24 protein-coding genes are annotated in these 22018 nt (G+C 65.3%); 11 read left to right on the top strand and 13 right to left on the bottom strand.

Going from position 1 to position 22018, the window contains the following annotated elements; all coding sequences use genetic code 11:
- Positions 1-289: 289 nt before the first annotated feature.
- The gene (locus XH92_RS06580) at positions 290-565 is read right to left on the bottom strand and encodes a YiaA/YiaB family inner membrane protein (protein ID WP_194458520.1); all 276 of its coding nucleotides are present in this window, start codon (positions 563-565) and stop codon (positions 290-292) included.
- A 55-nt stretch (positions 566-620) separates the two neighbouring features.
- Positions 621-1316, bottom strand: a complete 696-nt coding sequence (locus XH92_RS06575) for a PspA/IM30 family protein (RefSeq protein ID WP_194458519.1) — start codon at positions 1314-1316, stop codon at positions 621-623.
- 112 nt (positions 1317-1428) lie between these two features.
- On the opposite strand from XH92_RS06575, the gene XH92_RS06570 reads away from it, so the two are divergent.
- Positions 1429-2037, top strand: a complete 609-nt coding sequence (locus XH92_RS06570) for a TetR/AcrR family transcriptional regulator (protein WP_194458518.1) — start codon at positions 1429-1431, stop codon at positions 2035-2037.
- Between the two features lie 73 nt (positions 2038-2110).
- Positions 2111-2491 (top strand): hypothetical protein, encoded by a 381-nt coding sequence (locus tag XH92_RS06565; protein WP_246788285.1) that lies wholly within the window; start codon positions 2111-2113, stop codon positions 2489-2491.
- A gap of 207 nt (positions 2492-2698) precedes the next feature.
- Here the strand turns inward: XH92_RS06565 and XH92_RS06560 are convergent, their stop codons facing one another.
- Together XH92_RS06560 and XH92_RS06555 are read right to left on the bottom strand one after the other, a co-directional pair.
- The gene (locus XH92_RS06560; RefSeq protein WP_194458517.1) at positions 2699-3523 is read right to left on the bottom strand and encodes a molybdenum storage protein subunit alpha; all 825 of its coding nucleotides are present in this window, start codon (positions 3521-3523) and stop codon (positions 2699-2701) included.
- A 14-nt stretch (positions 3524-3537) separates the two neighbouring features.
- Positions 3538-4350, bottom strand: a complete 813-nt coding sequence (locus tag XH92_RS06555; RefSeq protein WP_194458516.1) for a uridine kinase — start codon at positions 4348-4350, stop codon at positions 3538-3540.
- A 126-nt stretch (positions 4351-4476) separates the two neighbouring features.
- Here XH92_RS06555 and XH92_RS06550 point away from each other — a divergent pair, with 126 nt between their 5' ends.
- From XH92_RS06550 to XH92_RS06540, 3 genes are all read left to right on the top strand, one after another.
- The gene (locus XH92_RS06550) at positions 4477-5175 is read left to right on the top strand and encodes an ABC transporter permease (protein WP_194458515.1); all 699 of its coding nucleotides are present in this window, start codon (positions 4477-4479) and stop codon (positions 5173-5175) included.
- Positions 5176-5215: 40 nt separating this feature from the next.
- Entirely contained in the window at positions 5216-6064 is an 849-nt protein-coding gene (locus XH92_RS06545; protein WP_194458514.1) for a substrate-binding domain-containing protein, read from the top strand.
- Positions 6065-6365: 301 nt separating this feature from the next.
- Complete coding sequence (locus XH92_RS06540; protein ID WP_246788282.1) at positions 6366-8366, top strand: hypothetical protein; 2001 nt, start codon at positions 6366-6368, stop codon at positions 8364-8366.
- A gap of 69 nt (positions 8367-8435) precedes the next feature.
- Here the strand turns inward: XH92_RS06540 and XH92_RS06535 are convergent, their stop codons facing one another.
- Positions 8436-9413, bottom strand: a complete 978-nt coding sequence (locus tag XH92_RS06535; RefSeq protein WP_194458513.1) for a zinc-dependent alcohol dehydrogenase family protein — start codon at positions 9411-9413, stop codon at positions 8436-8438.
- A 124-nt stretch (positions 9414-9537) separates the two neighbouring features.
- Between XH92_RS06535 and XH92_RS06530 the strand changes: the two genes are divergently transcribed.
- Together XH92_RS06530 and XH92_RS06525 are read left to right on the top strand one after the other, a co-directional pair.
- Positions 9538-10113 carry a TetR/AcrR family transcriptional regulator gene (locus XH92_RS06530; protein WP_194458512.1) on the top strand — a complete coding sequence of 192 codons (576 nt, stop codon included), beginning with the start codon at positions 9538-9540 and terminating at the stop codon, positions 10111-10113.
- A gap of 131 nt (positions 10114-10244) precedes the next feature.
- Positions 10245-10601 (top strand): hypothetical protein, encoded by a 357-nt coding sequence (locus tag XH92_RS06525; protein WP_194458511.1) that lies wholly within the window; start codon positions 10245-10247, stop codon positions 10599-10601.
- Between the two features lie 41 nt (positions 10602-10642).
- Here the strand turns inward: XH92_RS06525 and XH92_RS06520 are convergent, their stop codons facing one another.
- From XH92_RS06520 to XH92_RS06500, 5 genes are all read right to left on the bottom strand, one after another.
- Positions 10643-12718 carry a pyridoxamine 5'-phosphate oxidase family protein gene (locus XH92_RS06520; protein ID WP_194458510.1) on the bottom strand — a complete coding sequence of 692 codons (2076 nt, stop codon included), beginning with the start codon at positions 12716-12718 and terminating at the stop codon, positions 10643-10645.
- Between the two features lie 61 nt (positions 12719-12779).
- Positions 12780-13397 (bottom strand): glutathione S-transferase family protein, encoded by a 618-nt coding sequence (locus XH92_RS06515; protein ID WP_194458509.1) that lies wholly within the window; start codon positions 13395-13397, stop codon positions 12780-12782.
- Between the two features lie 154 nt (positions 13398-13551).
- Complete coding sequence (locus XH92_RS06510; RefSeq protein ID WP_194458508.1) at positions 13552-13965, bottom strand: Rieske (2Fe-2S) protein; 414 nt, start codon at positions 13963-13965, stop codon at positions 13552-13554.
- 228 nt (positions 13966-14193) lie between these two features.
- The gene (locus XH92_RS06505) at positions 14194-15306 is read right to left on the bottom strand and encodes an amidohydrolase family protein (RefSeq protein WP_194458507.1); all 1113 of its coding nucleotides are present in this window, start codon (positions 15304-15306) and stop codon (positions 14194-14196) included.
- A gap of 9 nt (positions 15307-15315) precedes the next feature.
- Positions 15316-16380 (bottom strand): amidohydrolase family protein, encoded by a 1065-nt coding sequence (locus XH92_RS06500; RefSeq protein ID WP_194458506.1) that lies wholly within the window; start codon positions 16378-16380, stop codon positions 15316-15318.
- 234 nt (positions 16381-16614) lie between these two features.
- Between XH92_RS06500 and XH92_RS06495 the strand changes: the two genes are divergently transcribed.
- Complete coding sequence (locus XH92_RS06495; protein WP_194458505.1) at positions 16615-17094, top strand: hypothetical protein; 480 nt, start codon at positions 16615-16617, stop codon at positions 17092-17094.
- Positions 17095-17103: 9 nt separating this feature from the next.
- Here the strand turns inward: XH92_RS06495 and XH92_RS06490 are convergent, their stop codons facing one another.
- Positions 17104-17814, bottom strand: coding sequence for a DJ-1/PfpI family protein (locus tag XH92_RS06490; RefSeq protein ID WP_194458504.1), 711 nt, complete (start codon positions 17812-17814; stop codon positions 17104-17106).
- A 64-nt stretch (positions 17815-17878) separates the two neighbouring features.
- Between XH92_RS06490 and XH92_RS06485 the strand changes: the two genes are divergently transcribed.
- Positions 17879-18874 (top strand): GlxA family transcriptional regulator, encoded by a 996-nt coding sequence (locus XH92_RS06485; protein WP_194458503.1) that lies wholly within the window; start codon positions 17879-17881, stop codon positions 18872-18874.
- 80 nt (positions 18875-18954) lie between these two features.
- Here the strand turns inward: XH92_RS06485 and XH92_RS06480 are convergent, their stop codons facing one another.
- Both XH92_RS06480 and XH92_RS06475 read right to left on the bottom strand, forming a co-directional pair.
- The gene (locus XH92_RS06480) at positions 18955-19503 is read right to left on the bottom strand and encodes a carboxymuconolactone decarboxylase family protein (RefSeq protein WP_194458502.1); all 549 of its coding nucleotides are present in this window, start codon (positions 19501-19503) and stop codon (positions 18955-18957) included.
- A 180-nt stretch (positions 19504-19683) separates the two neighbouring features.
- The gene (locus tag XH92_RS06475; RefSeq protein ID WP_194458501.1) at positions 19684-20601 is read right to left on the bottom strand and encodes a LysR family transcriptional regulator; all 918 of its coding nucleotides are present in this window, start codon (positions 20599-20601) and stop codon (positions 19684-19686) included.
- Between the two features lie 113 nt (positions 20602-20714).
- On the opposite strand from XH92_RS06475, the gene XH92_RS06470 reads away from it, so the two are divergent.
- Together XH92_RS06470 and XH92_RS06465 are read left to right on the top strand one after the other, a co-directional pair.
- Positions 20715-21281, top strand: coding sequence for a chromate transporter (locus tag XH92_RS06470; protein WP_194458500.1), 567 nt, complete (start codon positions 20715-20717; stop codon positions 21279-21281).
- A complete protein-coding gene (locus XH92_RS06465; RefSeq protein ID WP_194458499.1) occupies positions 21278-21808 on the top strand; it encodes a chromate transporter in 531 nt (176 codons plus the stop codon). Before XH92_RS06470 ends, XH92_RS06465 begins: the two co-directional genes overlap by 4 nt.
- Positions 21809-22018 lie beyond the last annotated feature (210 nt).

The following is a 22018-nucleotide window of genomic DNA, read 5'->3' as shown; positions in this document are numbered from 1 at the left end:
GGTAAACAAGGCGTTCCGGAAACGGAACAAGTTGGTGGTAAGAGGCCTACGGTCCATCCACGCCGTCATTGCGAGAAGTGAAGCTCGTGGCGGCAAAGTGCGTGCTCCTTCTCCGTCACCCTGAGGTGCGAGCGGAGCGAGCCTCGAAGGGTCGACGGCCACCGGCCGGGCCGTGCATCCTTCGAGGCTCGCCGAAGAGGCTCGCACCTCAGGATGACGGGACCCGATCGGCGCAAAGCGTCTCAAAAGCGGCGGGTGAAAGCACCCGCCGCGTCCCGTTGACTCCGCCTCACCCCGCCTTGGAGACTTCCATCAGCAGGCGCTCGGCCTTGGCATCCTCGATGCGGTTGACGAACTTGCTGCTCTCGTAATTGTCGCGCACCGTCTTGGTCAGCGTGATGCAGGTCTGGACCAGCATCACGATGCCCATCGTGAGATAGCCCTGCATCCAGATGCTGATCGGCAGGAAGAACACGCCGATGGCGACGAGGAAGGCGGAAGCTGCGAAGGACGCGTAGGTGAAGGCAACCCAGCTGCCGCTGTGGGGTTGGATCGTCTGGTTCATGGTCGTCTCCTTGATGATGATTGGTTTGATGACGGTTCAGTTGCAGGCTTGAGGTTCAGGCTGCGGGCGCGCGCCTGGCTTTCAGCCGCGCCAGCACATCGTCGGCCGTCGACTTCATGCGCGGGCCAAAGCCCTGCTCGGCGAGCTTCTCGGCGATGACGACCGGTCCCGAGGCGGTGTCGATCTCGAACAGCGCGTCATCGGCCGCCTGGGCTTCCATCTGCCGCTCGCGCAGCCGCTTCAGCGTCGCTTCGGCTTCCGGCAGCGTCGTTTCGTAGGGCCGCGCCGCCTCGATGCCGCTCCGGCGCAGCGAACGCACGGCTTCCGAGGCACGGGCGAGGCGCCGGCCGCGATCGAGCTCGGCGATGCGCGCCTCGGCATTGGCGACGTGGCGCTTCAGCCGGGTGATCTCGGTGGCGAACAGCGTACGCGCGGTCATTGCGGCGTCGCGTTCGGCCTCGAGATTGGCGATCGCCTGGGCGGCTTCGCGAGCGAGGTCCTCCCGGCCGCCGTCGAGCGCGGCCGACGCGCGCACCTCGAGATCGGCGATCCGGGCATTGGTCGCCTCGAGCCGCCGGCCCTCCTGCGCGTCGCCGGCAATGGCGAGCGCCAGGGTCCGCTTCGAGCGGTCGACCGCGGCGGCGGCATCGCGCATCTGCTGGTCGAGGACGACCAGCGCGGTCCGATCTTGCAGTTCCTCCTCGGCTGCCGCCACGCTGCCGCGGAAAATCGTCAAAACAGTTTTGAACATTTCATCGCTCCCTGTTATGAGCATCGCTCATGAATCTCTTGTACCACATACTGAGCATTGCTCAAGAATTATTTGAGCGACGCTCAAGCATATGGTTAACGACAGGTGAAATATGTCCAAGGCATTGGAACGACGTGCAAAACTGCGCGAAGCGCTGATCGAGGCGGCGGAACGGGCGATTGCGGCAAAGGGTCTCGGTGGCCTGAAAACCCGCGAGCTGGCCCAGGAAATCGGGGTCGCCAATGGCGGCGTCTACAATCTGGTCGAGGATGTCGACGAGCTGATCCTGCGCGTCGGCTCGCGCACGCTGGCGCGGCTCGATGCCTCACTGTCGCTGGCCGAGATCGGCGGCGCGGCGGCGCCGCGCGAGATGCTGGTGCGGATCGCGGTCGCCTATTGCGACTTCGCCGCCGACAATCTCGAGCTGTGGCGCGCGCTGTTCGAGCATCGCATGCAGCCCGACAAGCCGGTGCCGGAATGGGCGATCACCGAGCAGATGGAATTGTTCCGCCACATCTACAAGCCGCTCGCCGCGTTGTTTCCGCAGCGCACGCCGGCGCAGCTCGGCGTCACCGCGCGCAGCCTGTTCTCCGCCGTGCATGGCATGGTCGCGCTCGGCCTCGAGCACAAGCTGATCGCGGTGCCGATCGGCGCGCTACGCAGCGAGATCTCGACCTTGACGCGCGCGATGGTCGATGGGCTGACGGCGAAGAAGGAGTAAGGGATCCGACTTGCCTACCCCGCTGCCACGTTGCAGGATTCCTGCGCCGAAAACCTCAAGCCGTGGGCCTTGCATGAAAACGAGTATCGTGGTCGCCGCAGTGGCGCTCATCCTTGCAGCATCAAACGTCACGCCGGCATCTTCAGCGCAGCCCACGCCAGAATGCTCGATGTCGGTGACGCTGGCGGATTGGGGCGAGAATTCGACCGGCGATATCGACCTCGCATCCGGCGAGAGCTGCCAGATCCCGATCGGAATCCGCGGCACCGTGACGGACTCGGCGATCTCGCAGAAGCCGGCCTACGGCAAACTGAAGAAGATCAACGCATCGACCTTCGAATACAGGGCGAAGGCCAAGTACAAAGGCAGCGATACGTTTGCCATCAAGGCGACGGGTCAAGGGCCGAAAGCTTCCGGCACCTCGGTCATCACGGTGCACGCGACGATCAAGTAGCCGCCCGCGACGACGAGATTGGCTCGACTAGCGTCGGCGTTATGCTCCCTCTCCCCGTTCTTATGGGGAGAGGGTTGGGGTGAGGGGCTGCCTCCGCGCATACGGTGACAGCTGCGTTTGCGGAGAGTCCCCCTCACCCGGAGCGCATCTAGCGATGCGTTCCGACCTCTCCCCGCACGCGGGGCGAGGTGAAGTCGACCGCTCGATTTACGCCGGCCGCGCGCCGGTGTGGATGATCGATCCGACATGCTGGCCGCGCAGCGCCGCGGTGAGCCGGCCCGGGACCAGGCCGTTCACGACCTGCACCCGCTCGATATGGCGCGCATTGGCCATCACCTCGAGCAGCGCGGGATCGAACGGCAGCGTCCCCTTCAGCTTGGCAAGATCGGCGAAGCTCGTCTCGCGCAGCAGCTCGGCCTTCTTGCCGTTGGGACCATTCGGATCGTCGCTGTACACGCCGTCGACGTCCTCGACGATGGTGAGACCAGCCGCGCCGAGCGCATCGGCGATCAGGAACGCACCGGTGTCGGCGCGGTGCAACGGGATGCGCGAGACCGGGAATTCATGATGGTGATACGGCGGGAAGGCGCTGCCGACGACCGCGCGGGCTGCGGAGAGATGGATCGCAAGCTGGCTCGCGATGGTCGGGTGCTCGATATAGGACACGCCCTCCGGCGCCAGCAGGCAGCCGAGAATGTGGCCGTTCTGCCCGGCTTCGCTGGCCGCGAGCGGCTGCAGCGAGCCGACCGGCAGTCCGAGATCGAGGCCGACACTGTAGAGATGGCGGGCGCGGATGCCGGCGCCGGTCAGGATCAACATGCGGTGCTCGGGCAGCAGCGAGCGCAGCTCGTCGACAACAGGCAGGATCGCCTCATGGCCGCGATCCATGATGGAGCGGCCGCCGATCTTCACCACCTGCACCCAGGGCAGCAGGGGAATCGGGCGTCCGCCGGCGACGGGACGGGTGAGATCGCTATCGAGCAGGGTCTGGCGCGCGAGCGGCGAAGCGACGTGCTTGATGGTGTCATCCATGGTCGTGTCTCTCTTCAACTCGCGGTGATGATGGTGCCGACGTGCTCGCCCGCGAGCGCGCGGGTGAGATTGCCGGGGACGAGGCCATTGACGACCTGCACCTGGCGGACATGGCGCGCGGTGGCGAGCAGATCGAGCACCGGGAATTCGAGGATCGAATCCTGCAATCCCTTCGCCTTCATCTCGGCGACCGAGATCTTCGGAATGAAGGTGGCGCCCTTCGAGGTCTTCGGGTTCGCGGTGTAGAGGCCGTTCTCGTCCTTCACATAGATCATCGACTTGCAGCCGAATTGTTCGGCGACCAGGAAGCATCCGGCGTCGGTGCGGTAGGGCGGGATCGTGCCCTCGGCCGCAGGCCGCATCCACAGGCCGTAAGGCGGCATGCCGCTGAAGATCACGGCGTTCACCTCGGCGAGATAGAGCGGCACGGCCGAGAGGCCGGCGCCGCTGACCGCGGAGATGCCGTGCTTGGCGAGCAGCTGGCCGAGCATCACCGCGTTCTGATCGGCAACCGAGGCGCCGAGCTGCGAGAGCACGCCGGCAGGCAGCCGAAGTCCGGCCGCGATCGAGTAGAGATGCCGGGCGCGGGTGCCCGCGCCGGTCCCGATCAGCATCTTGTGCACCTTGCGGGCGGCGACGATCTCGTCGACCAGCGGATAGACGGCGGCGCGGCCGCGGTCGATCACGCTCTGGCCGCCGATCTTGATCACCGCGGCATCCGGCAGGATCCGGAAGTTCGGCGCTGCCTCCGCCGTCGCCAAAAGCTGCGGATCGGTCAGCGACCGCTGCATCAGGAGCGATTGAAGCTCCGCCGTCGTGTTCGCCATGAGAAACGTCCTTATCTCCAATGCGCCCGGCATTGCGTCCGGGTCGCACTGGTAGCGGGAAGCGGGGCGGGTCTCAAGAGCTCGATGATTTTGCTTATTTGCCAAGGTCTGGCTTAGTAAGAGGCCATGAATGATTTTGCCCAAGCGCTGGGTATGGCTGCCAGCCTTATCGGCCATTTTGATCCGGAACTACGCCAGATCGTCGGCCTGTCGCTTGGCGTCAGCCTGACGGCGAGCCTCGTTGCGTTCGCGATCGGGGCGCCGTTGGGGACGGCGCTGGCCATCTACCGGATCCGGGGCAGAGTTGCGTTGATCGTTGCCGTCAATGCGCTCTTGGGGTTGCCGCCGGTCGTGGTGGGACTTGCTGTTTACCTCCTGCTATCCCGATCGGGACCGTTGGGAGCGCTCGGGATCTTGTTCACGCCAACCGCCATGGTGATCGCGCAGGCGATTCTCGGCATTCCCATCGTCATTGCGCTGGTGCACCGGATGATGGTGGGTGTCTGGGCCCGTTACGGCGATGCCCTTCTCGTCGACGGCGCCTCGCGCCTGCGTGCCACCTGGCCGCTGATGGCCATCGGACGCGACGGGCTATTGACCGCGTTTCTCGCTGCTTTCGGCAGGGCGATCGCCGAGGTCGGCGCAATCATCATCGTCGGCGGCAATGTGCGCGGCTATACACGCACCATGACGACTGCCATCGCATTGGAGACGAGCAAGGGAGAGTTGAGCCTCGCGCTTGCGCTCGGCATCATCCTCGTCATCCTCTCGATGACCGTGAGCGCGTTGAGCTTTTTGATCGGACGCATCCTGACCGGTCGCTGAGGCGCCAAACAATGTCGTAGTTCCAAGGGAGATCGCTCACATGAAGCACTGGTTCGGCTCACTGCGCATCCTCGCAATCATCGCGCTTGCCGCGCTCAGTGCAGAGACCTTCATCGATCCGGGTCGGGCGGAAGATCAGTCAATTGTCGTGGCGTCGACGACCTCCACCCAGGACTCCGGGCTGTTCAGCTACCTCATCCCGATCGTCAAGCAGAAGACGGGCGTCGAGGTGAAGGTGCTGGCGCAGGGCACCGGTCAGGCGCTCGACACGGCACGCCGCGGCGATGCTGATGTGGTGTTCGTTCACGCCAAATCGGCCGAGGAGAAGTTCCTTGCGGAGGGATTTGGCGTGAAGCGCTATCCCGTGATGTATAACGACTTCGTCGTCATCGGTCCGAAGGACGATCCGGCAGGCATCAAGGGCAAGGATGTCGTCGCGGCGCTGCAGACCATCAAGACCAGAGCCGTGCCGTTCGTCTCCCGCGGCGATCATTCCGGCACCCATATTGCCGAGCTGAAGCTTTGGAAGGAGGCCGGCATCGACATCGTGAACGACCGCGGCTCGTGGTACAAGGAAATCGGCCAGGGCATGGGTGCGGCACTGAACATGGCCTCGGCGTCAAACGCCTACGTGCTGTCCGACCGCGGCACTTGGCTGGCGTTCCAAAATCGCGGCGAGCTGGCGGTCCTGGTTGAAAGCGACAAGCGGCTGTTCAACCAGTACGGGGTGATGCTGGTAAATCCAGCCAAGCATCCCGCGGTCAAGAAGGAAGCCGGCCAGCGCTTCATCGACTTTCTGATTTCACCGGAAGGACAGAACGCGATCGCCGGCTACAAGATCAATGGCCAGCAGCTGTTCTATCCCAACGCGAACGATCCCAATGCCTGAGCAGACAAGGAGCGGCCCGGTCGCGTTCCGTAAGCACGCGCCGGGCCTGACCCACCGCAGGGGCAGAACGCGAGATGTAGGACGTTTTGTCGCACTCCGCGTGGCGGACGGGTGTGACCCCCGTCATAGATGAGGCACTCAAATTCTGCGATCGTGATTTTGATACTGGCTGCTTTTTTGATCGCTGCTCTCAGCCCAATGACGCCGCAGCAAGACGAGCCCGCTTCGCGGGCACGAAGTTGATTGCCTTGCACCTTGAACATTTGCCGGCTTCGACCGGCGCACCACGAGGACGCAAACCATGGCCAATACCCCACCGGTCGTCACGATCGGTAACCACAGCCTGCTGTACAATCAGTGGCAAAAGATGCAGCCCTGGCTGACCTATGTCGACGCCGACGGCAATCCCGCGCAGAGCTTTGAGTTCTTTGACAGCGGCTCCGCCGCGACCAGCGGCTATTTCTGGACTCCAACCAACAGCCATTGGGATGCCAACACCGTCATCGATGTTGCAGCGTCCGACCTCTCCGATGTGTGGCTGCGTGCCGGTTCGATCGGCGGCTCCGAGACCATGTGGGTGAGAGCGTTCGACGGAACCGACTGGAGCAACTGGACCTCGTTCACCTTCACGACGATTCCAAACACGCCTCCCGTTGCCACGATCAACGACCAGCAGCTGCACACCAACACATGGGCGCAGGTCACGAACTGGCTGAACTATTCCGACGCCAACGGCGATGCCGCGACCAAGTACCAGTTCTGGGACAGCGGAACGTCCGACACCAGCGCCTATTTCTGGACGCCGACCAATACGCACTGGGCCGCCAACACGACGATCGACGTTTCGGCCGCCGACCTCGCCAATGTCTGGATCAAGGGCGGCTCGACGACCGGCTCCGAGACCATGTGGGTTAGGGCGTTCGACGGAACGGACTGGAGCAACTGGGATAGCTTCGCGCTGACGTCGACGAATTCGCCGCCCGTCGTGACGATCGGCGATCATTCCGTGCACATGGGCCAGTGGGTCACCGTCGGCAACTGGTTGACGACGTCGGATGCCGATAACGATGCGATCACGAAATACCAGTTCTGGGACAGCGGCACGGCCGCGACCAGCGCCTATTTCTGGACTCCGACCAATTCCCACTGGGATGCCAACACCGTGATCGACGTTTCGGCCGCCGATCTCGCCAATGTCTGGATCCAGGGCGGCTCGGCGACCGGATCGGAGACGATGTGGGTCCGGGGGTTCGACGGCACCACGTGGAGCAATTGGGATACTTTCACGCTGACGTCGACGGTCAACACGCCGCCGGTCGCGACCATCAACGACCAGTCGGTTCACGTCAATCAATGGGTCAAGCCGGAGGCCTGGCTCAGCACCAGCGATGCCGAGGGCGATACGATCACGAAGTATCAGTTCTGGGACAGCGGCACGGGCGCGACCAGCGCGTATTTCTGGACGCCGACCAATTCCCACTGGGATGCGAACACCGTGATCGACGTTTCGGCGTCCGATCTGGACAGCCTCTGGCTTCAGGGCGGCTCGGCGACCGGCTCCGAGACCATGTGGGTCAGGGCGTTCGATGGCACCGCGTGGGGCAGTTGGGACCCCTTTACCGTGACGTCCACCAACACGCCCCCGACGGTTACGATCAGCGATCATTCGCTGAACGCCGCGCAGTGGGCACAGATCGTCAACTGGACGACGGCATCCGACGCCGACGGCGATGCGATCACCAAATACCAGTTCTGGGACGGCGGCGCGGCCGCGAACAGCGCCTATTTCTGGACGCCCTCCAATTCACACTGGGCAGCCGGCACGGTGATCGACGTGGCCGCGTCCGATCTGTCCAGTGTCTGGGTGCAAGGCGGCACCGCCGGCGGTTCCGAAACCATGTATGTGCGTGCGTTCGACGGGACCGCCTGGAGCAATTGGGACAGCTTCACCCTGACCTCGCTGCCCAACCACGCGCCGATCGCCTCGATCAACGATCAGACCCTGCACATCAACGAGTGGAGCCAGGTCAGCAACCTGTTGTCCTACTCCGACGCCGACGGCAATCCCGCGAGCGAATATCAGTTCTGGGATGGCGGCAGCGGCGCCAACAGCGGCTATTTCTGGACCTCCGGGAATTCGCACTGGCCGGCCGCCACCGTCATCGACGTCAGCGCCGCTAACGTCGATGACGTCTGGGTCCGCGGTGGCGCCGCCACCGGCACCGAGACGATGTATGTGCGCGCGTTCGACGGCATCGACTGGGGCTCCTGGCACGCATTCACGCTTACGACCATCGTCTAGCTGCCCCGTCGCGATCCGGTGGCGGACACGGCATCGCCGTGTCACGCCGCCAACTGCCCGGGTAGACGCCTAGCCCGGCGTGAGGATGACCTTGCCTTTGAAGGCCGAGGCCTGCGCGATCGCCTGCGAAAAATCCGCGAGGCCATAGCTCCCGACGACGGGCGCGCTGATCGCGCCCGATGCGACCATCGGCACCAGATGGCCGTACATCCTGGCCAGCGTTTCGTCGGTTGCGGTCTTGCCCCAATGGCCGAGCCAGAAGCCGCGCACCGACACTTCCTTGAAGATCACGCTCAACGCCGAGCCCGAGAACGGCTGCCCGCTCATCGCGCTGTAGATCACGAGCACCGCCTTCGGCGCCAGGCAATTCATCAGGTTCAAGGCGGACGTGCCGCCGACGACGTCGAGCGCCAGCAGGATCGGTGCCCCGCCGGTCTCCCTGGAGACGCGCTTGGCGAGATCCGGTCCGTCGACCAGCACGATATCGCCGCCGGCCGCCTTGACCTCGTCGACCACCTCCTCGCGCCGGACGACGTTGACCGTCTTCAACCCCAGCGACTTGGCAACCGCGATCACCGCGCGCGCCGTCGCCGAATTGGCGCCGTTCTGGATCACCCAGCCGCCGTGCGGGATCTTCACGAAATCGGTCAGCAGCAGATAGGCGGTCGCCGGATTGACGCCGATCATCGAGAGTTGCTGGACGTCCGCATTGTCGGGCAGCGGGCGCTGCCATGACGCGGTGAACTTGACGCGCTCGGTCCAGGTCGGGACCGTGAACGGGATCAATGTGCGATCGCCGACCTTCAGGTTCTTCACCTCCGGGCCCGCGGCGACCACCCGCCCGACGCCCTCGATCCCGAGCGTGGCCGGCGGCGTCGGCAGATAGCCGTAGCGCCCGGCGATGATCATGAAATCCGAATTGTTGATCGGCGCAGCCTCCACCGCGACCACGACCTCATTGGGACCCGGACTGCCGACGTCGGGCACCTCGTTGAGCTTGACCACATCCTGGGCACGTCCGAACGCAACGACCTGAACCGCCTTCATGGCACATCTCCCGATTTCGTTATGTACTACTAAGTACAGAATCGGGATGACGTCAATGGCTCCAATTGCCTTCACGGCAAGGTGAAGGCTTCACATCCGACCCGGGAGTACATAAAAAGGCTCTATGGCAAGGCCACGCAGCTTCGATCCGGACGACGTCCTGGAAATCGCTCGTCAGGTATTCTGGCGGAAGGGTTTCCAGGCGACCTCGCTCGACGAGATCACGGCCGCGAGCGGCGTCGCCAAGCCCAGCCTCTATGCGGCCTTCGGCGACAAGAACGCGCTGTTTCTGAAAGTGCTCGACCGCTATCACGACGGCATTCTGGGCTGGGCCGAGCGCACCCTGGCCCAGCCCGTGCCCGCCCGTGAGGCGATCAGGCAGTGGCTCACCGGCTTCATCCCATATTGCTCGGGCGAGAAGGGACAGCGCGGCTGCCTGTCGATCAATTCAGCGACCGACGGCTCGCTCGACCAGGCCGACCTCCGCAAGAGCATCGAACGCTACAACCGGCGGCTCGAGGAGCTGTTGCGCGCGCGGCTGCGCGCCGACCGCGCCCAGTTCAGGAAGGGCTTCGACCCCGACGTCACCGCGCACACCATCATGGTGGTGCATGCCGGACTGCTGGCGCTGGCGCATCAACGGCCGGATTCGAAACAGGTGAAGGCCGTGATCGACCAGGTGATGGGCCTGCTGGCCTGAGTTTGGTCTTCCGATCGGGCCTCGCGTCCTCTCACGAATGTGATTACATGATTTTCATCATCCTATTGATCTAAGGAACTCGGTGACCACTTCCGGATTGGCCTACATGGGCGCCCGGAACTGGGAACCAGATGAACACATCGTTTTGGCGCGCGACGCTCACTGCACTTACCGCCCTGCTGTCGATAACGGCGATCGGCCCAGCCCAGGCCCATGATCACGATCATCCCGAGTTAAACGGCTGGTATGAGAGCCTGCATAGCGGCAAAGGGCCCTGCTGCGACGGCACTGACGCGACGCGTGTCGACGACGCCGATTGGGACACCAAGGACGGCCACTACCGCGTGCGCCTGGAGGGTGAGTGGGTCGACGTTCCCGATGAGGCCGTCGTCTCCGGACCGAACCGCGCCGGCCACACCATGGTCTGGCCGTATTACCTGAATGGTCATCCGCGGCCGCGTTGCTTCATGCCGGGCAGCATGGGCTGAGCGTCAGCGAGGACGCCGCGCGCGCCGGTGCGCGGTGTCGATCAGAGATCCAGCTGGATGCGATCCTCGCCATCGGCCTTCGGCTTCGCCGGCACCGCGCAGCAGATCAGCACCTCATCATCGGCGACCTCGGCGGTCGGCTCCTTCAGATAAGTCACGGCGCCTGCCAGCAATCGGGCTCGACAGCTTCCGCAATTGCCCTCCCGGCAACTGAACGCGGGGCTGAGGCCGCGCGCTTCCGCCAGCTCGAGCAGCGTTCCCTGCTCCGGCGTCCAGCGCGCTTCCTTCATCGAAGCGGTGAAGGCGACCGGGACCGGCGCGGTCGCAGCCGGCCGGCGCGGCGGCGCCGCCGTGACCATGTCCGGCTTCCGCAGCAGCGACGACGGACCGAACGCCTCGGCGTGAATCCTGTCATCGGCGATGTTGTAGCCGCGCAGCGCGTCATAGAGCGACTGGGTGAACTGCGGCGGCCCGCACAGATAGAAGTCGTAGTCGTTGAACGGCAGGACGCGCGACAGCAGCGCCATGTCGATCCGCCCTGCGGCGTCGTAGTCGGTACCCTGCTCGGCGCCATCGACATCACTGAGCACGCGGGTGATGCGGACAGCGCCGCCGGCCGCATCGGCCAGTTGCTGCAATTCGCCGCCGAACGCACGATCGGCCCTGGCATGCGCAGCCTGGAACAGGAAGGTCGGCCGGATGCCGCGGGTGCGCAGCCCCTCATAGACCACGTGACGCAGCATCGCGAGCATCGGCGTGATGCCGACGCCACCGGCAAGCAGTACCGCGGGCCGCTTCTCGCGCGCATCGATGGTGAAGCCGCCGCCCGGCGCCCGCGCCTCGATGATGTCGCCGACATGGATCGTGTCGTGGAGATGCTGCGACACCGGCCCGTCGCGCTTCACGCTGATGCGGTACATGCCGTCCGATGGCGCGACCGACAATGTGTAGGTACGAATGACCGGCTTGTCGGCGCCGGGCAATGTGACGCGGATCGGTAGATGTTGTCCGGCCTGATGCGGCAGCCGCCCTGCGCCATCGTCCGGCTGCAGATGAAACGACCGGATCGAGCGGCTCTCGTCGACGATGCGAGTCACCTTGAACGGCCGCCACTGCGTCGCGCGCTCGGCGGCGCGGAGCCGGTCGGCGGCCTGCGCCCAGTCGCCGGTCATCAGCGCATTCGGCGACCAGCCTTCGGCGCGGAATGCCCAGCGCAGCGGCAGCGCGCCGCGCCGGCGCACCATGCGGCGGACGCGGAAGCTCCACAGCCGTTCGGCGCCATGAAACGCCGCGATCTCCGGCGAGTCCAGCATCACCTCGGCATCGCCGGTCAACTGCAGCATGTCGCCGGTTTCGAAATCGACGAGCAGCAGCCCGGCCTTGCCGTTGACGAAGATGTTGCCGAGCGTGTTGAAGAACAGATTGCCGGCGAAATCGGGGATCGTCAGCGTGCCGTCGGCGGCGACGCGAACGAAACCGGCCTTGCCGCCGCGATGCGAGACGTCGACCTGGCGTCGATCCTCGCGCTCGGCATAGGACGCCACGAAGAACGTATCGGCAGCAGCGATCATCTCGCGTGCGGCCTGGTCGAGCGTCGTGCCGTACTCGATCTCTCCCGTGAACGGTTCATTCGGCTCGCGCACGAAGGCGAAATCGCGCAGCTGGATGTATTGCGGACAATTGCCAAAACTCTGGTCGAGTTCGAAGCTGAGCGCCCTGCCCGACGATGCACGCAGCAGCCCGTTGGCACGGTTGCGGCGCCGCGTGTGCAATTCGATACCCAGCAACGCGATCGCATCGCCCTCGCGCATGCCTTCACCCACGGGATCGCTGGGGTCGGGCCGCGCATCGATCTCGAGGCTGCGCGGCGTCGGCGATGAGATGAAGCCGGGCCGGCCGGCCAGCAACGAGGCCCACACGTCTCCGCGTTGGTCCACGCTGCCGACCACGATGAAGGGAATCTGCGCGAAGAAATCGCGATGCTGGTCGGGCATGAAATCCCGCACCGCGCGCTGGCCGACCGCCGCCATCTTCTCGGCGACGCCGACCTTCTGCTGGATCGCCATCTCGCCTTCATGCCAGGTCGCGAGCTTGCTCTTGGTTCGCCTGTCGCTCATCTCATCGCGCTCCCTTCACGGGATTGGACGGGCGTGCCCGAAGGCACGCCCGGTCGACATCTCACGCAGCCGCCGCCAGACCGGCAGCAGTCTTGGCAAAGGGCACGAAGCCCGGCAGCGCCTCGATGCGGCGCAGGAACGCGTTGACGCGCGGGTAGGCGGAGAGATCGACGTTGCCTTCCGGCGCGCTCGACAGATAGCTGTAGAGCGCGACATCGGCGATTGTCGGCGCGGTACCGACCAGCCAGTCGCGACCGGCGAGATGGGCTTCGAGCCGCTTCAGCAGGACGTGCGCTCGCGCGATCACGTCGTCCGGATTGTGCTTTGCGCCGAACACGGTGATGAGACGGGCCGCAGCGGGCCCAAACGCGAGATCGCCGGCGGCGACCGACAGCCAGCGCTGGACCGCGGCAGCGCCCTTTGCATCCTGCGGCAGCCAGTCGGTGCGGCCGAGCTTGGTCGCGAGATAGACCAGGATCGCGTTGGAGTCGGGGATGATGATGCCGTCATCGTCGAGCACCGGCACCTGGCCGAACGGGTTAAGCGCGAGAAATTCCGGCCGCTTCTGCGCGGCGGACTTGAGGTCGACGTCGACCAGTTCGTGCGGAATGCCGAGCAGGGACAAAAACAGGCGCGCGCGATGCGCGTGGCCGGAGAGGGCAAAGTGAAAGAGCTTCATGGTGCCGTTCCTGATGTGGTGGACGGGGTTATCCCGGCCGCGACCTCAAGGTGGCGCATTGCAGCAGATATTATAATTATCGCCGATGGAACTTCATTATTGAAGATATTGCAATAATACGATCTCGGTCACGTCCGGGCCAACGGGATAGCCCTTACACCTCGACGATCACGTAATTGTCTTCGATGTGCACCGGAAACGTCTCGGCGACATACGGCCCCTTCTGCAACTCGGCGCCGCTCTCGACCGCGACCGGATAGGAGCGGATCCTGAATCGGTTCGGATCGAACCAGGACTGGCCATTGCGGATGTCGAACTCCCAGCCGTGCCACGGACAGCGCAGCATCTCGCCGACGCGATCGCGGTGATAGATGCCGGGCTCCGGCGAGGTCAGGCGCGCGACGCAGGCCGCCTTCTCCAGCGGCGCGCCCTCATGCGGACAGCGATTGAGCAGCGCGAAGAACTCGCCATTGACGTGGAACACGACGATGTCGCGGCCCTCGAGGCCGAACACCTTGTTGCCGCCGGCAGGGATTTCGCTGGTGCGCGCGACGATGTGACGGGCCATTGCAATCCTAGCGCGTGATGAGAGTAGGTCGAATAGCGGCGGCGCTGCGCTCCCTCGCCCCGTTCTTACGGGGAGAGGGTTGGGGTGAGGGGCTGTCTCCGCATATGCGGTGATAGCTGCGTTCGCGGAGACTCCCCCTCACCCGGAATGCATCTAGCGATGCATTCCGACCTCTCCCCGCGCGCGGGGCGAGGTCAAGCGGAGCGCGGAGCAAATTCATCTGTACCCCTAAAACTTGTAGACCGCGCGGGCGTTGCTGTTGAAGATCTTGCGCCGCTCGGCCTCCGTCAGCGGCGTCTTGAAGGCGTAGCGCGCGTCGTCATAGTCCCAATGCGGATAGTCCGACGAGAACAGCAGCCGGTCGATGCCGACCCATTCGATCAGCTGGCGCAGATGCCTGGCTTCATCCGGCTCGTCGATCGGCTGGGTCGTGAACCAGAAATGCTGCTTCACATATTCGCTCGGCCTGCGCTTCAGATGCGGCACCTCGCTGCGGAAGCGCTCGAAATGCTGGTCCATCCGCCACATCGTCGCCGGGATCCAGCCGAAGCCGCCCTCGATGAACACGATCTTCAGTTTCGGGAAGCGCTCCGGAACGCCTTCCAGCACAAGGCTGGTGAGATTCGAGGCCACCGTGTGGGCGTTCGACTGATGCTCCTCGCAATAATAGGACGGCCAGCCGCCGCCGGTCGGCGCGTGCCCGCCATAGCCGCCGACATGGATGCCGAGCGGCAGGTCGAGCTCCTGCGCGCGCTCGTAGATCGGCCAGTAGCGGCGGCGGCCGAGCGGTTCGTTGGCCCGCGGCGAGACGTTGATCTGAATGTACTCGCCGGTTTTCGCGCAGCGCTCGATTTCGGCGAGACCGAGGTCGGAACCGTCCTGCCCGACCAGGATCGAGGCCTTCAGGCGCGGATCGCGATGCGCCCAGAACGCAAGCTGCCAGTCGTTGATGGCGCGCTGGATCGCGGCGCCGAATTCCAGGTTCTGCTGCGAGAAGATGAAGAGGTCGAGCACCTGCAGGATGCCGAACTCGACATCGAACGGATCGAGATGCTGCTTGCGCATGAAATCGAGATCGGAGCCGGGCACGCCGCCGGTCGGCGGCCAGGCGTCGCGCCGCGCGATCAGCGGCGAGGAGCGCGGATACGGCGTGGTGCCGATATAGGGCGTGCGCAGATGGCTGCCATATTCCTTCAGATGCTGCTGCCAGCGCTTCGGCAGGAACTCGTTGAGGTCGCTGTGCGCATGAATGCTCGGATGGATGTCGCAGTCGATGATCTTGAGCCGCGTCGCCGCGGTCTTCTCCTGATCGAGCATCGGGCGGTCGATGACATCACTCATGCGATCCTCCTAAGAGTCCAATTTCAGACGCGGGAAGGTTTCCAACGGGTTGTCCTCGCTCATCCTCTTGACGAGGCTCTTCGGCAGATATCGCGGGACCGGATCGTCGCCGTCGAACTGCCAATGCGGATAGTCGGATGCAAACAGGAACATCTTGTCGGAGCCGATCTGGTCGATGATGTCGGCGACACCCGTTGCATCCAGCGGCGCGTCGAACGGCTGCATGGTGACGCGGAAATGCTCGCGGATGATCGCGGCCGGCTCGCGCTCCACCCACGGCACCTCGACGCGCACGCCGCGCCAGGTCTTGTTGGCGCGCCACATGAAGGCCGGCAGCCAGCTGACGCCCGACTCCATCAGCACGACGGTCAATCCCGGATACTTCCCGAACACGCCCTCATAGATCAGGCTGAGCGTCTGCGCCTGGAACGCCTGCGCTTCGGCGAGATAGTATTCGTAGCGATAGGACGGCCAGCCGATCGAGCTCGGCGCGCCGCGATAAGCGCTGCCGGCGTGGATCGCGATCGGCAGCCTGTATTTCTCCGCGGCCTGATAGATCGGCCAATAATGCCGCCGCCCGAGCAGCGTCTCGTTCTGCGAGGGCACCAGCACCGAGACGAAGCGGTTGTCGCCGGCCCTGCGCTCGATCTCCTCGATCGCGAGATCCGGCGCCTGGATCGGCACCACGATCGAGGCGCGCAGCCGCGTGTCCTTCGCGAGCCATTCGGCTGCGATCCAGTCGTTGATCGCCTTGCAGAAGTCCGCCGCCATGTAGGGATCGAACACCGCCTGCGCGCCGTAGACGACATTGCAGATGGCGTGGCTGGCGCCGAGCTGGTCGAACGCGCCGCGCTGCACCATGGCGAGATCGCTGCCGGGCTTGCTGCCGTCGGCCGGCCGCCAGTCGGCGCGGCCGGACAGCGGCATCGACGGCGGATAGGAATTGAGGTCGAGCCCGTCGATGGCGCGGCTGACCACCTGTTCCTTCCAGTGATCGCTGAGATAAGGCAGCAGCGTGGTGCGCGTTCCTCCCACCGCGGGATGGATGTCGCAGTCGATGCGCGTGGCCGCCATGGCGTTCCTCGAACTGTCTTGGTCTTCATTGTTGGCGGCATCGCTGCCGCGGATTGGACTGTGCCGCCGATGGCGCGATCGCGCAAGCGGGTCCACGCGGGGCCGCCCTGCCCTGTACGCGCATCCGCGCCTCACGCGAAGTTGCGGGATGGCATGTGAACGGCATCACCCATGCGCGCCGCCGGACATGCTAGCGATTTCGCGCCGCGGAAAGCGCGAATACAGGAGACGGGAATGGGGCTTGGCCGATTGACGATCCTCGCATGTTCATTGTCGCTGGCCTCGTCCGCCGCATGGGCCGCGCCTGCGACCACGTCCGGCTCGGTCGCGCTGGCGCTCGCCGGCGTGGTGGCGCCCTATTCCTCGCTGCCGGCCAGGGAGAAGAAGGCAGTCGCCGCGTTCTTTGGCGGCGACAGCAACGTCCGCATCACCAGGAAGATCACCGTCACCGCCGACAAGGTGGTCTGCCGCGCCAGCAATGTCGACATCACCTCGCGCTCCTGCGCGCTGACCTTCGGCAGCAAGACCCACACCGTGAAGGGCGGCGAAGCCAACGCGATCTACGCGACCGTGGCGCTGGCCGGCGTTCCCGGCGACGGCGCCGCGGGCACGATCTACGAGGCACTGTCGAAACTGTCCTGCACGCTCGATCCCAAGGTGATCAAGGACAAGGCCGGCGGCGGCGCCGACTGCACATTTGAACCGGGAAATTAGCCCAGGGGCTCAAGCTCCAACGACGACGCCGAGCCTGGCGGCCACCCGCCGCGCGGTCTCCTCCCGCTGCGCCGTGATCGCGCGCACGGCCTCGCGCGACTGCTGCAGGATTTCGGGTGGCGCGGTCTCCGGTGTGCCGCTGTCGAACGGCGGCTCCGGCGCATACACCATATAGAGCTGGATCGCGCGCGCGGCATCGTCGCCCCGCAATTCAGCCGCGAGCCGCAATGCGCCATCGATGCCTGACGTGACTCCGGCGGCAAAGACAAAGCTTCCGTCCACCACCACGCGCTCGTTGACAGGAGTTGCGCCGAAGAACGGCAGCAGATGAAACGACGCCCAATGTGTCGTCGCCCTGCGCCCCCGCAGAAGGCCCGCCGCGCCGCAGATCAGCGCGCCCGTGCAGACCGAGAAGATGCGGCACGCCCCTGCCGCCTGCCGGCTGATCCAGCCGAGCACTTCCGCGTCCTCCATCAACGCTTGCTGACCGAAGCCGCCCGGCACATGCAGCACATCGAGCGGCGGCGCTTCGGCCAGCGTCGCATCCGGTGTCAGCCGCAATCCCTTGATGTCGCGGACGGGCTCGGCGGTCTTGCCGTAGATGCGGTAGGTCGAATTCGGAATCCGCGACAACACCTCGAACGGTCCGGTCAAATCGATTTGATCGACGCCTTCGAACAGCAGTGATCCGATCCGCAAGTGGACATCATGAGCAATCATCGAACTTCCCTCAAACTTCGCTTGAACTATGGACAAAGCGAATCTAGCGCGGCACGCTTCGGCGATGACGCCAACCAGCCCACGTTTCTCGCCAAAAGGCCGCCGCCTGATCGAAGTGCTGGCTTACCCGGCGGTGCAATTGCTCGACGTCACCGGGCCATTGCAGGTGTTCGCGTCCGCCAACGCGCTGGCGGCCAGGGCAGGCAACGCCGAGCCCTATGAGGTCCGCGTCGTCGCCAAGGATGGCCCGACGATCGAGGCATCGGCCGGCGTCGGAATCGCGGTGCATCCGCTGCCCGCGATCGGCACCGCGGTCGACACGCTGGTTGTTCCTGGCGGCGACGGCGTCAACGCTGCGGCGGCCGATGCCGGCTTGGTAGACTGGGTGCGCGGACGCGCCGGGCAGGCACGCCGCACCGCATCGGTCTGCACCGGCGCGTTCCTGCTCGCGGCATCGGGGGTTCTCGATGGCCGTCGTGCCGTGACCCATTGGCAATTCTGTTCAGAACTCGCCGAGCGCTTTCCCGCTGTTCGCGTCGAACCCGACCCGATCTTCGTGCGCGACGGATCGTTCTGGACGTCGGCCGGCGTCACCTCCGGCATCGATCTCGCGCTGGCATTGTTGGAGGAAGACCTCGGCCGCGCAGCGGCGCTTGCCGTCGCCCGCTATCTCGTCGTGTTCTTCAAGCGGCCGGGCGGACAGGCGCAGTTCAGCGAAATCCTGTCGCTGCAAACGACCGACGACAGGTTCGGCACGCTGCATGACTGGATCAGCGGCCATCTCGCCGACGACCTCTCGCTTGCGACGCTGGCGAGACAGGCCGGCATGAGCGAGCGCAGCTTCAGCCGGCACTACGCCGACGCGACCGGGTTGACGCCGGCCCGCGCAATCGAGCGGCTACGGGTCGAGGGCGCCCGGCACCTGCTGTCGGAGACGCGATTGCCGATCAAGCGGATCTCGCAGCGCTGCGGCTTCGGGTCGGAGGAGACGATGCGTCGCAGCTTCCTGCGCGTGCTGTCGACCACGCCGCAGGACTATCGCGCCAGATTTGCGGGCTAGAGCGGGTTCACGATGCGACGATCGGAGGCGCGCCGGCCTTGCGGCCGGCACGTTGTCATTCACGGTCGGCCGAGGTCGGGTCAGCCCTTCCAGGCATGGTCCTGCAATCCCGCCTCCAGCGGCGGATTGGTCACGCTGCCCGTGTAGTTCGTGATGGTCGATGCCGCCACGATGGCAATCACTTCCAGCACGAGGTCCTTGTAGAACCCGGCCGCCAGAAACCGTTCGATCTCCTCGTCGTCGAGCCGCCCGCGCTTTTCGATCAGAGACCTCGCCAGCGTCGAGAGTGCGCCGAGGGTCTTGTCGGCAGGCGAGCGGCCCGCACGCATCGCATCGACATCGGTGGGATCGAGGCCGGCCTGCAGGCCGAGCGCGGAATGCAGGGCGACCGCCCAGGTGCAGCCATTGGTCACCGCATCGGTGAGCAGCACGGTCTGGATCTGCTGCTCGGTGAAGCTGCCGCCGTGAACCTTGTCGAAGATGCCGATGAAGCTCTGGATCAGCACCGGTGACGTCGCCATCGTCGCCGCAAGGTTCGGGATCATGCCAAACCGCGCCTCGACCTCGCGCAGGGCAGGCTTCGAGGCTTCAGGGGCGGAGTCGAGCGTATGGACAGGAAAACGTGCCATTGAAACTGCCTTTCACTGTGGTGATTGAACCCGAGGCCGCCGGATGCAACTGAGCCGTTGCGATCGATACGCGGGCATCGGGGTCCGATGCGAATGATCTAGCCGCGCCGGGACGCGCGCGTTCGCCAAACTCCCCACATTCCGCGCCACAGGCGGCAGCGGAACGTTCAGCTACGTCCCTCAAACGCCAGCGCGATCCTTCACCCGCCGCGTCACGATGGCGAGCAGGCGGCCGAGCGTGCCGCCGGCAGGTCCCTTCTTGCGCGCCAGCGCGAGCGGCGCGACCAGGCCCGCGGCGCGGTCGAGGCGAAGATAGGACACGCCTGCGGTTTCCAGCCGCGCCATCGATTCGGGCACGATCGAAATGCCGAGCCCGGCCGCGACCAGGCTCAGCGTCGACACCATCCGCGTCGCCTCCTGCGCCACTTTCGGGCTGAACCCCGCGGCACGGCAGGCGGCGATGATGCTGTCGTAGAGGCCCGGACCGGTCGGGCGGCGGTAGAGGATCAAGGGCTCGTCGGCGAGCAAGGCCAATGAGATCCGCCGCCGCGTGTTCTTGCGGGCACGCGGATGATGGTCGGGCAACGCCACCACCATCTCCTCGTCGAGCAGATGGGTGATCGTGAGGTTTTCCAGCCTCTCGCTCGGCGAACGCACGAATGCGGCATCGAGGCGGTCGGCCTCGACGGCCTCGATCAGCTCGCCGGTCGAGGCCTCCTCGAGCGACAACGTGATCGCCGGGGCGCGCTCGCGCATTTCGCGCATCACCCCGGTGACGAACGGATGGAAGGCGGCCGATGAGGTGAAGCCGATCGCCAGCTGGCCTTCCTGGCCGCGGCTCGCGCGGCGCGCGGCTTCCACCGCAAGCTCGGCGTCGCGCAGGATCGCGCGCGCCTTGCCGACGAAGGCACGGCCGGCGGCGGTCAGCTCGACGCCGCGCGGCTGCCGGCGGAACAGCGGCGCGTCGATCGCGGCTTCCAGCGCGCGGATCTGCTGGCTGAGCGGCGGCTGCTGGATGCCAAGCCGCGCGGCGGCGCGGGTGATATGGCCCTCTTCGGCCACCGCGACGGCATAGCGGAGATGGCGCAGCTCGATCATCGAAACAAACCCATATGCAATAGATATGCGAATTCCCTTATCCATATATTGGAAATTTGGCACGTGGCCAACTAATGTAGACTCAACAGCGAATGAACCGGAGCCGCCCGCCGATGGACGCCATACCCGCCGCACAGACCACCAAGCATGTCGCACCTGATGTCGGCGAGTTGTTCACGGGCTTCTTCATCCTCGGGCTGACCGGCTTCGGCGGCGTGCTGCCGCTGGCGCGCCACATGATGGTGGAGAAGCGCCGCTGGCTTTCCGGCGCCGAGTTCACCGATTTGCTCGGGCTCTGCCAGTTCCTGCCCGGCGGCAACATCATCAACATGTCGGTGGCGGTGGGCTTGAAGTTTCGCGGTATTCCCGGCGCGTTCGCCTCGATCCTCGGCCTGATCGCGGTGCCGACCGCGGTTGTGATCGGCCTCGGCGTGATCTATGGCCGCTTCGCCGACGACCCGGTGGTGCGCCATCTATTCGGCGGCCTCGCCGCCGCGGCCGCCGGGCTGTTGATCTCGACCGCAATCAAGATCGCCTGGCCGTTGCGACGCGACGTGCTCGGCCTCGTCATCGGTGCGCTGTGCGTGCTCGCGATCGCGGTGTTCCGATTGCCGCTACTGCCGACGCTGTTGACGCTGGCTCCGCTCAGCATTGTCCTCCGGTTGAGGCAGGCGTCATGACCGCAACCCTGGTCACGCTCGCGCTGATCTTCGCCGAGCTCTCGCTGCTCGCCTTCGGCGGCGGCAACACCATCCTGCCGGAGATGCAGCGCCAGGTCGTCGACGTCAATCACTGGATGACGGCGCAGGAATTCGGCGCGCTGTTCGCGCTGGCGCAGGCCGCGCCCGGGCCGAACATGATGGTGGTGCCGCTGGTGGGCTGGCATGTCGCGGGCTTCTCGGGCGTGCTGGTGACCTCGCTCGCCAAGTTCGGGCCGTCGTCGCTGGTCACCGGCTTCGCGCTCCGGCTCTGGGAACGCTTCAAGGACCGGCCGTGGCGCCGCACGGTGCAGGCCGGCCTGGTTCCGGTCACCGCCGGCCTCGTCACCGCCAGCGCCATCGTCATTACCCATGCCTCGGTCTCGGGCTGGGGCACCATCCTGATCGCGGCCGGCGTCGCGATCGCCACCACGACGACCCGCATCCATCCGCTGCTAGCGCTTGCCGCCGGCGCGGTGCTCGGCCTCACCGGCATCGGCCAGCCGTGAGGCGGCGCATGCGCGCTTTCGCCGCAATGGATGCGGCGTGATCAGCGGCTATGTTGATAGTGCCATGATCGACATGTTGAGCATCGACACCCGCATTGCGCGCCTCGGACTGCGCGCTGGACGTCTGCACGCAGGCAATTAGCCGGCCGGCGATCGCGCGCCGTCCGGATTCACGACGTCGTCAATTCATAACACCATCAAAATCATTCG

This window comes from Bradyrhizobium sp. CCBAU 53421 (assembly GCF_015291625.1).
GTDB lineage: Bacteria > Pseudomonadota > Alphaproteobacteria > Rhizobiales > Xanthobacteraceae > Bradyrhizobium.
Note: the sequence above shows the minus strand (reverse complement) of the source record. Positions and strands in the feature narration are given on the sequence as shown.

Excerpts from the sequence above, each read along its gene's own strand:
- XH92_RS06580 (WP_194458520.1), bottom strand. The coding sequence starts at position 565 with ATGAACCAGACGATCCAACCCCACAGCGGCAGCTGGGTTGCCTTCACC.
- XH92_RS06575 (WP_194458519.1), bottom strand. The coding sequence starts at position 1,316 with ATGTTCAAAACTGTTTTGACGATTTTCCGCGGCAGCGTGGCGGCAGCC.
- XH92_RS06570 (WP_194458518.1), top strand. The coding sequence starts at position 1,429 with ATGTCCAAGGCATTGGAACGACGTGCAAAACTGCGCGAAGCGCTGATC.
- XH92_RS06565 (WP_246788285.1), top strand. The coding sequence starts at position 2,111 with ATGAAAACGAGTATCGTGGTCGCCGCAGTGGCGCTCATCCTTGCAGCA.
- XH92_RS06560 (WP_194458517.1), bottom strand. The coding sequence starts at position 3,523 with ATGGATGACACCATCAAGCACGTCGCTTCGCCGCTCGCGCGCCAGACC.
- XH92_RS06555 (WP_194458516.1), bottom strand. The coding sequence starts at position 4,350 with ATGGCGAACACGACGGCGGAGCTTCAATCGCTCCTGATGCAGCGGTCG.
- XH92_RS06550 (WP_194458515.1), top strand. The coding sequence starts at position 4,477 with ATGAATGATTTTGCCCAAGCGCTGGGTATGGCTGCCAGCCTTATCGGC.
- XH92_RS06545 (WP_194458514.1), top strand. The coding sequence starts at position 5,216 with ATGAAGCACTGGTTCGGCTCACTGCGCATCCTCGCAATCATCGCGCTT.
- XH92_RS06540 (WP_246788282.1), top strand. The coding sequence starts at position 6,366 with ATGGCCAATACCCCACCGGTCGTCACGATCGGTAACCACAGCCTGCTG.
- XH92_RS06535 (WP_194458513.1), bottom strand. The coding sequence starts at position 9,413 with ATGAAGGCGGTTCAGGTCGTTGCGTTCGGACGTGCCCAGGATGTGGTC.
- XH92_RS06530 (WP_194458512.1), top strand. The coding sequence starts at position 9,538 with ATGGCAAGGCCACGCAGCTTCGATCCGGACGACGTCCTGGAAATCGCT.
- XH92_RS06525 (WP_194458511.1), top strand. The coding sequence starts at position 10,245 with ATGAACACATCGTTTTGGCGCGCGACGCTCACTGCACTTACCGCCCTG.
- XH92_RS06520 (WP_194458510.1), bottom strand. The coding sequence starts at position 12,718 with ATGAGCGACAGGCGAACCAAGAGCAAGCTCGCGACCTGGCATGAAGGC.
- XH92_RS06515 (WP_194458509.1), bottom strand. The coding sequence starts at position 13,397 with ATGAAGCTCTTTCACTTTGCCCTCTCCGGCCACGCGCATCGCGCGCGC.
- XH92_RS06510 (WP_194458508.1), bottom strand. The coding sequence starts at position 13,965 with ATGGCCCGTCACATCGTCGCGCGCACCAGCGAAATCCCTGCCGGCGGC.
- XH92_RS06505 (WP_194458507.1), bottom strand. The coding sequence starts at position 15,306 with ATGAGTGATGTCATCGACCGCCCGATGCTCGATCAGGAGAAGACCGCG.
- XH92_RS06500 (WP_194458506.1), bottom strand. The coding sequence starts at position 16,380 with ATGGCGGCCACGCGCATCGACTGCGACATCCATCCCGCGGTGGGAGGA.
- XH92_RS06495 (WP_194458505.1), top strand. The coding sequence starts at position 16,615 with ATGGGGCTTGGCCGATTGACGATCCTCGCATGTTCATTGTCGCTGGCC.
- XH92_RS06490 (WP_194458504.1), bottom strand. The coding sequence starts at position 17,814 with ATGATTGCTCATGATGTCCACTTGCGGATCGGATCACTGCTGTTCGAA.
- XH92_RS06485 (WP_194458503.1), top strand. The coding sequence starts at position 17,879 with ATGACGCCAACCAGCCCACGTTTCTCGCCAAAAGGCCGCCGCCTGATC.
- XH92_RS06480 (WP_194458502.1), bottom strand. The coding sequence starts at position 19,503 with ATGGCACGTTTTCCTGTCCATACGCTCGACTCCGCCCCTGAAGCCTCG.
- XH92_RS06475 (WP_194458501.1), bottom strand. The coding sequence starts at position 20,601 with ATGATCGAGCTGCGCCATCTCCGCTATGCCGTCGCGGTGGCCGAAGAG.
- XH92_RS06470 (WP_194458500.1), top strand. The coding sequence starts at position 20,715 with ATGGACGCCATACCCGCCGCACAGACCACCAAGCATGTCGCACCTGAT.
- XH92_RS06465 (WP_194458499.1), top strand. The coding sequence starts at position 21,278 with ATGACCGCAACCCTGGTCACGCTCGCGCTGATCTTCGCCGAGCTCTCG.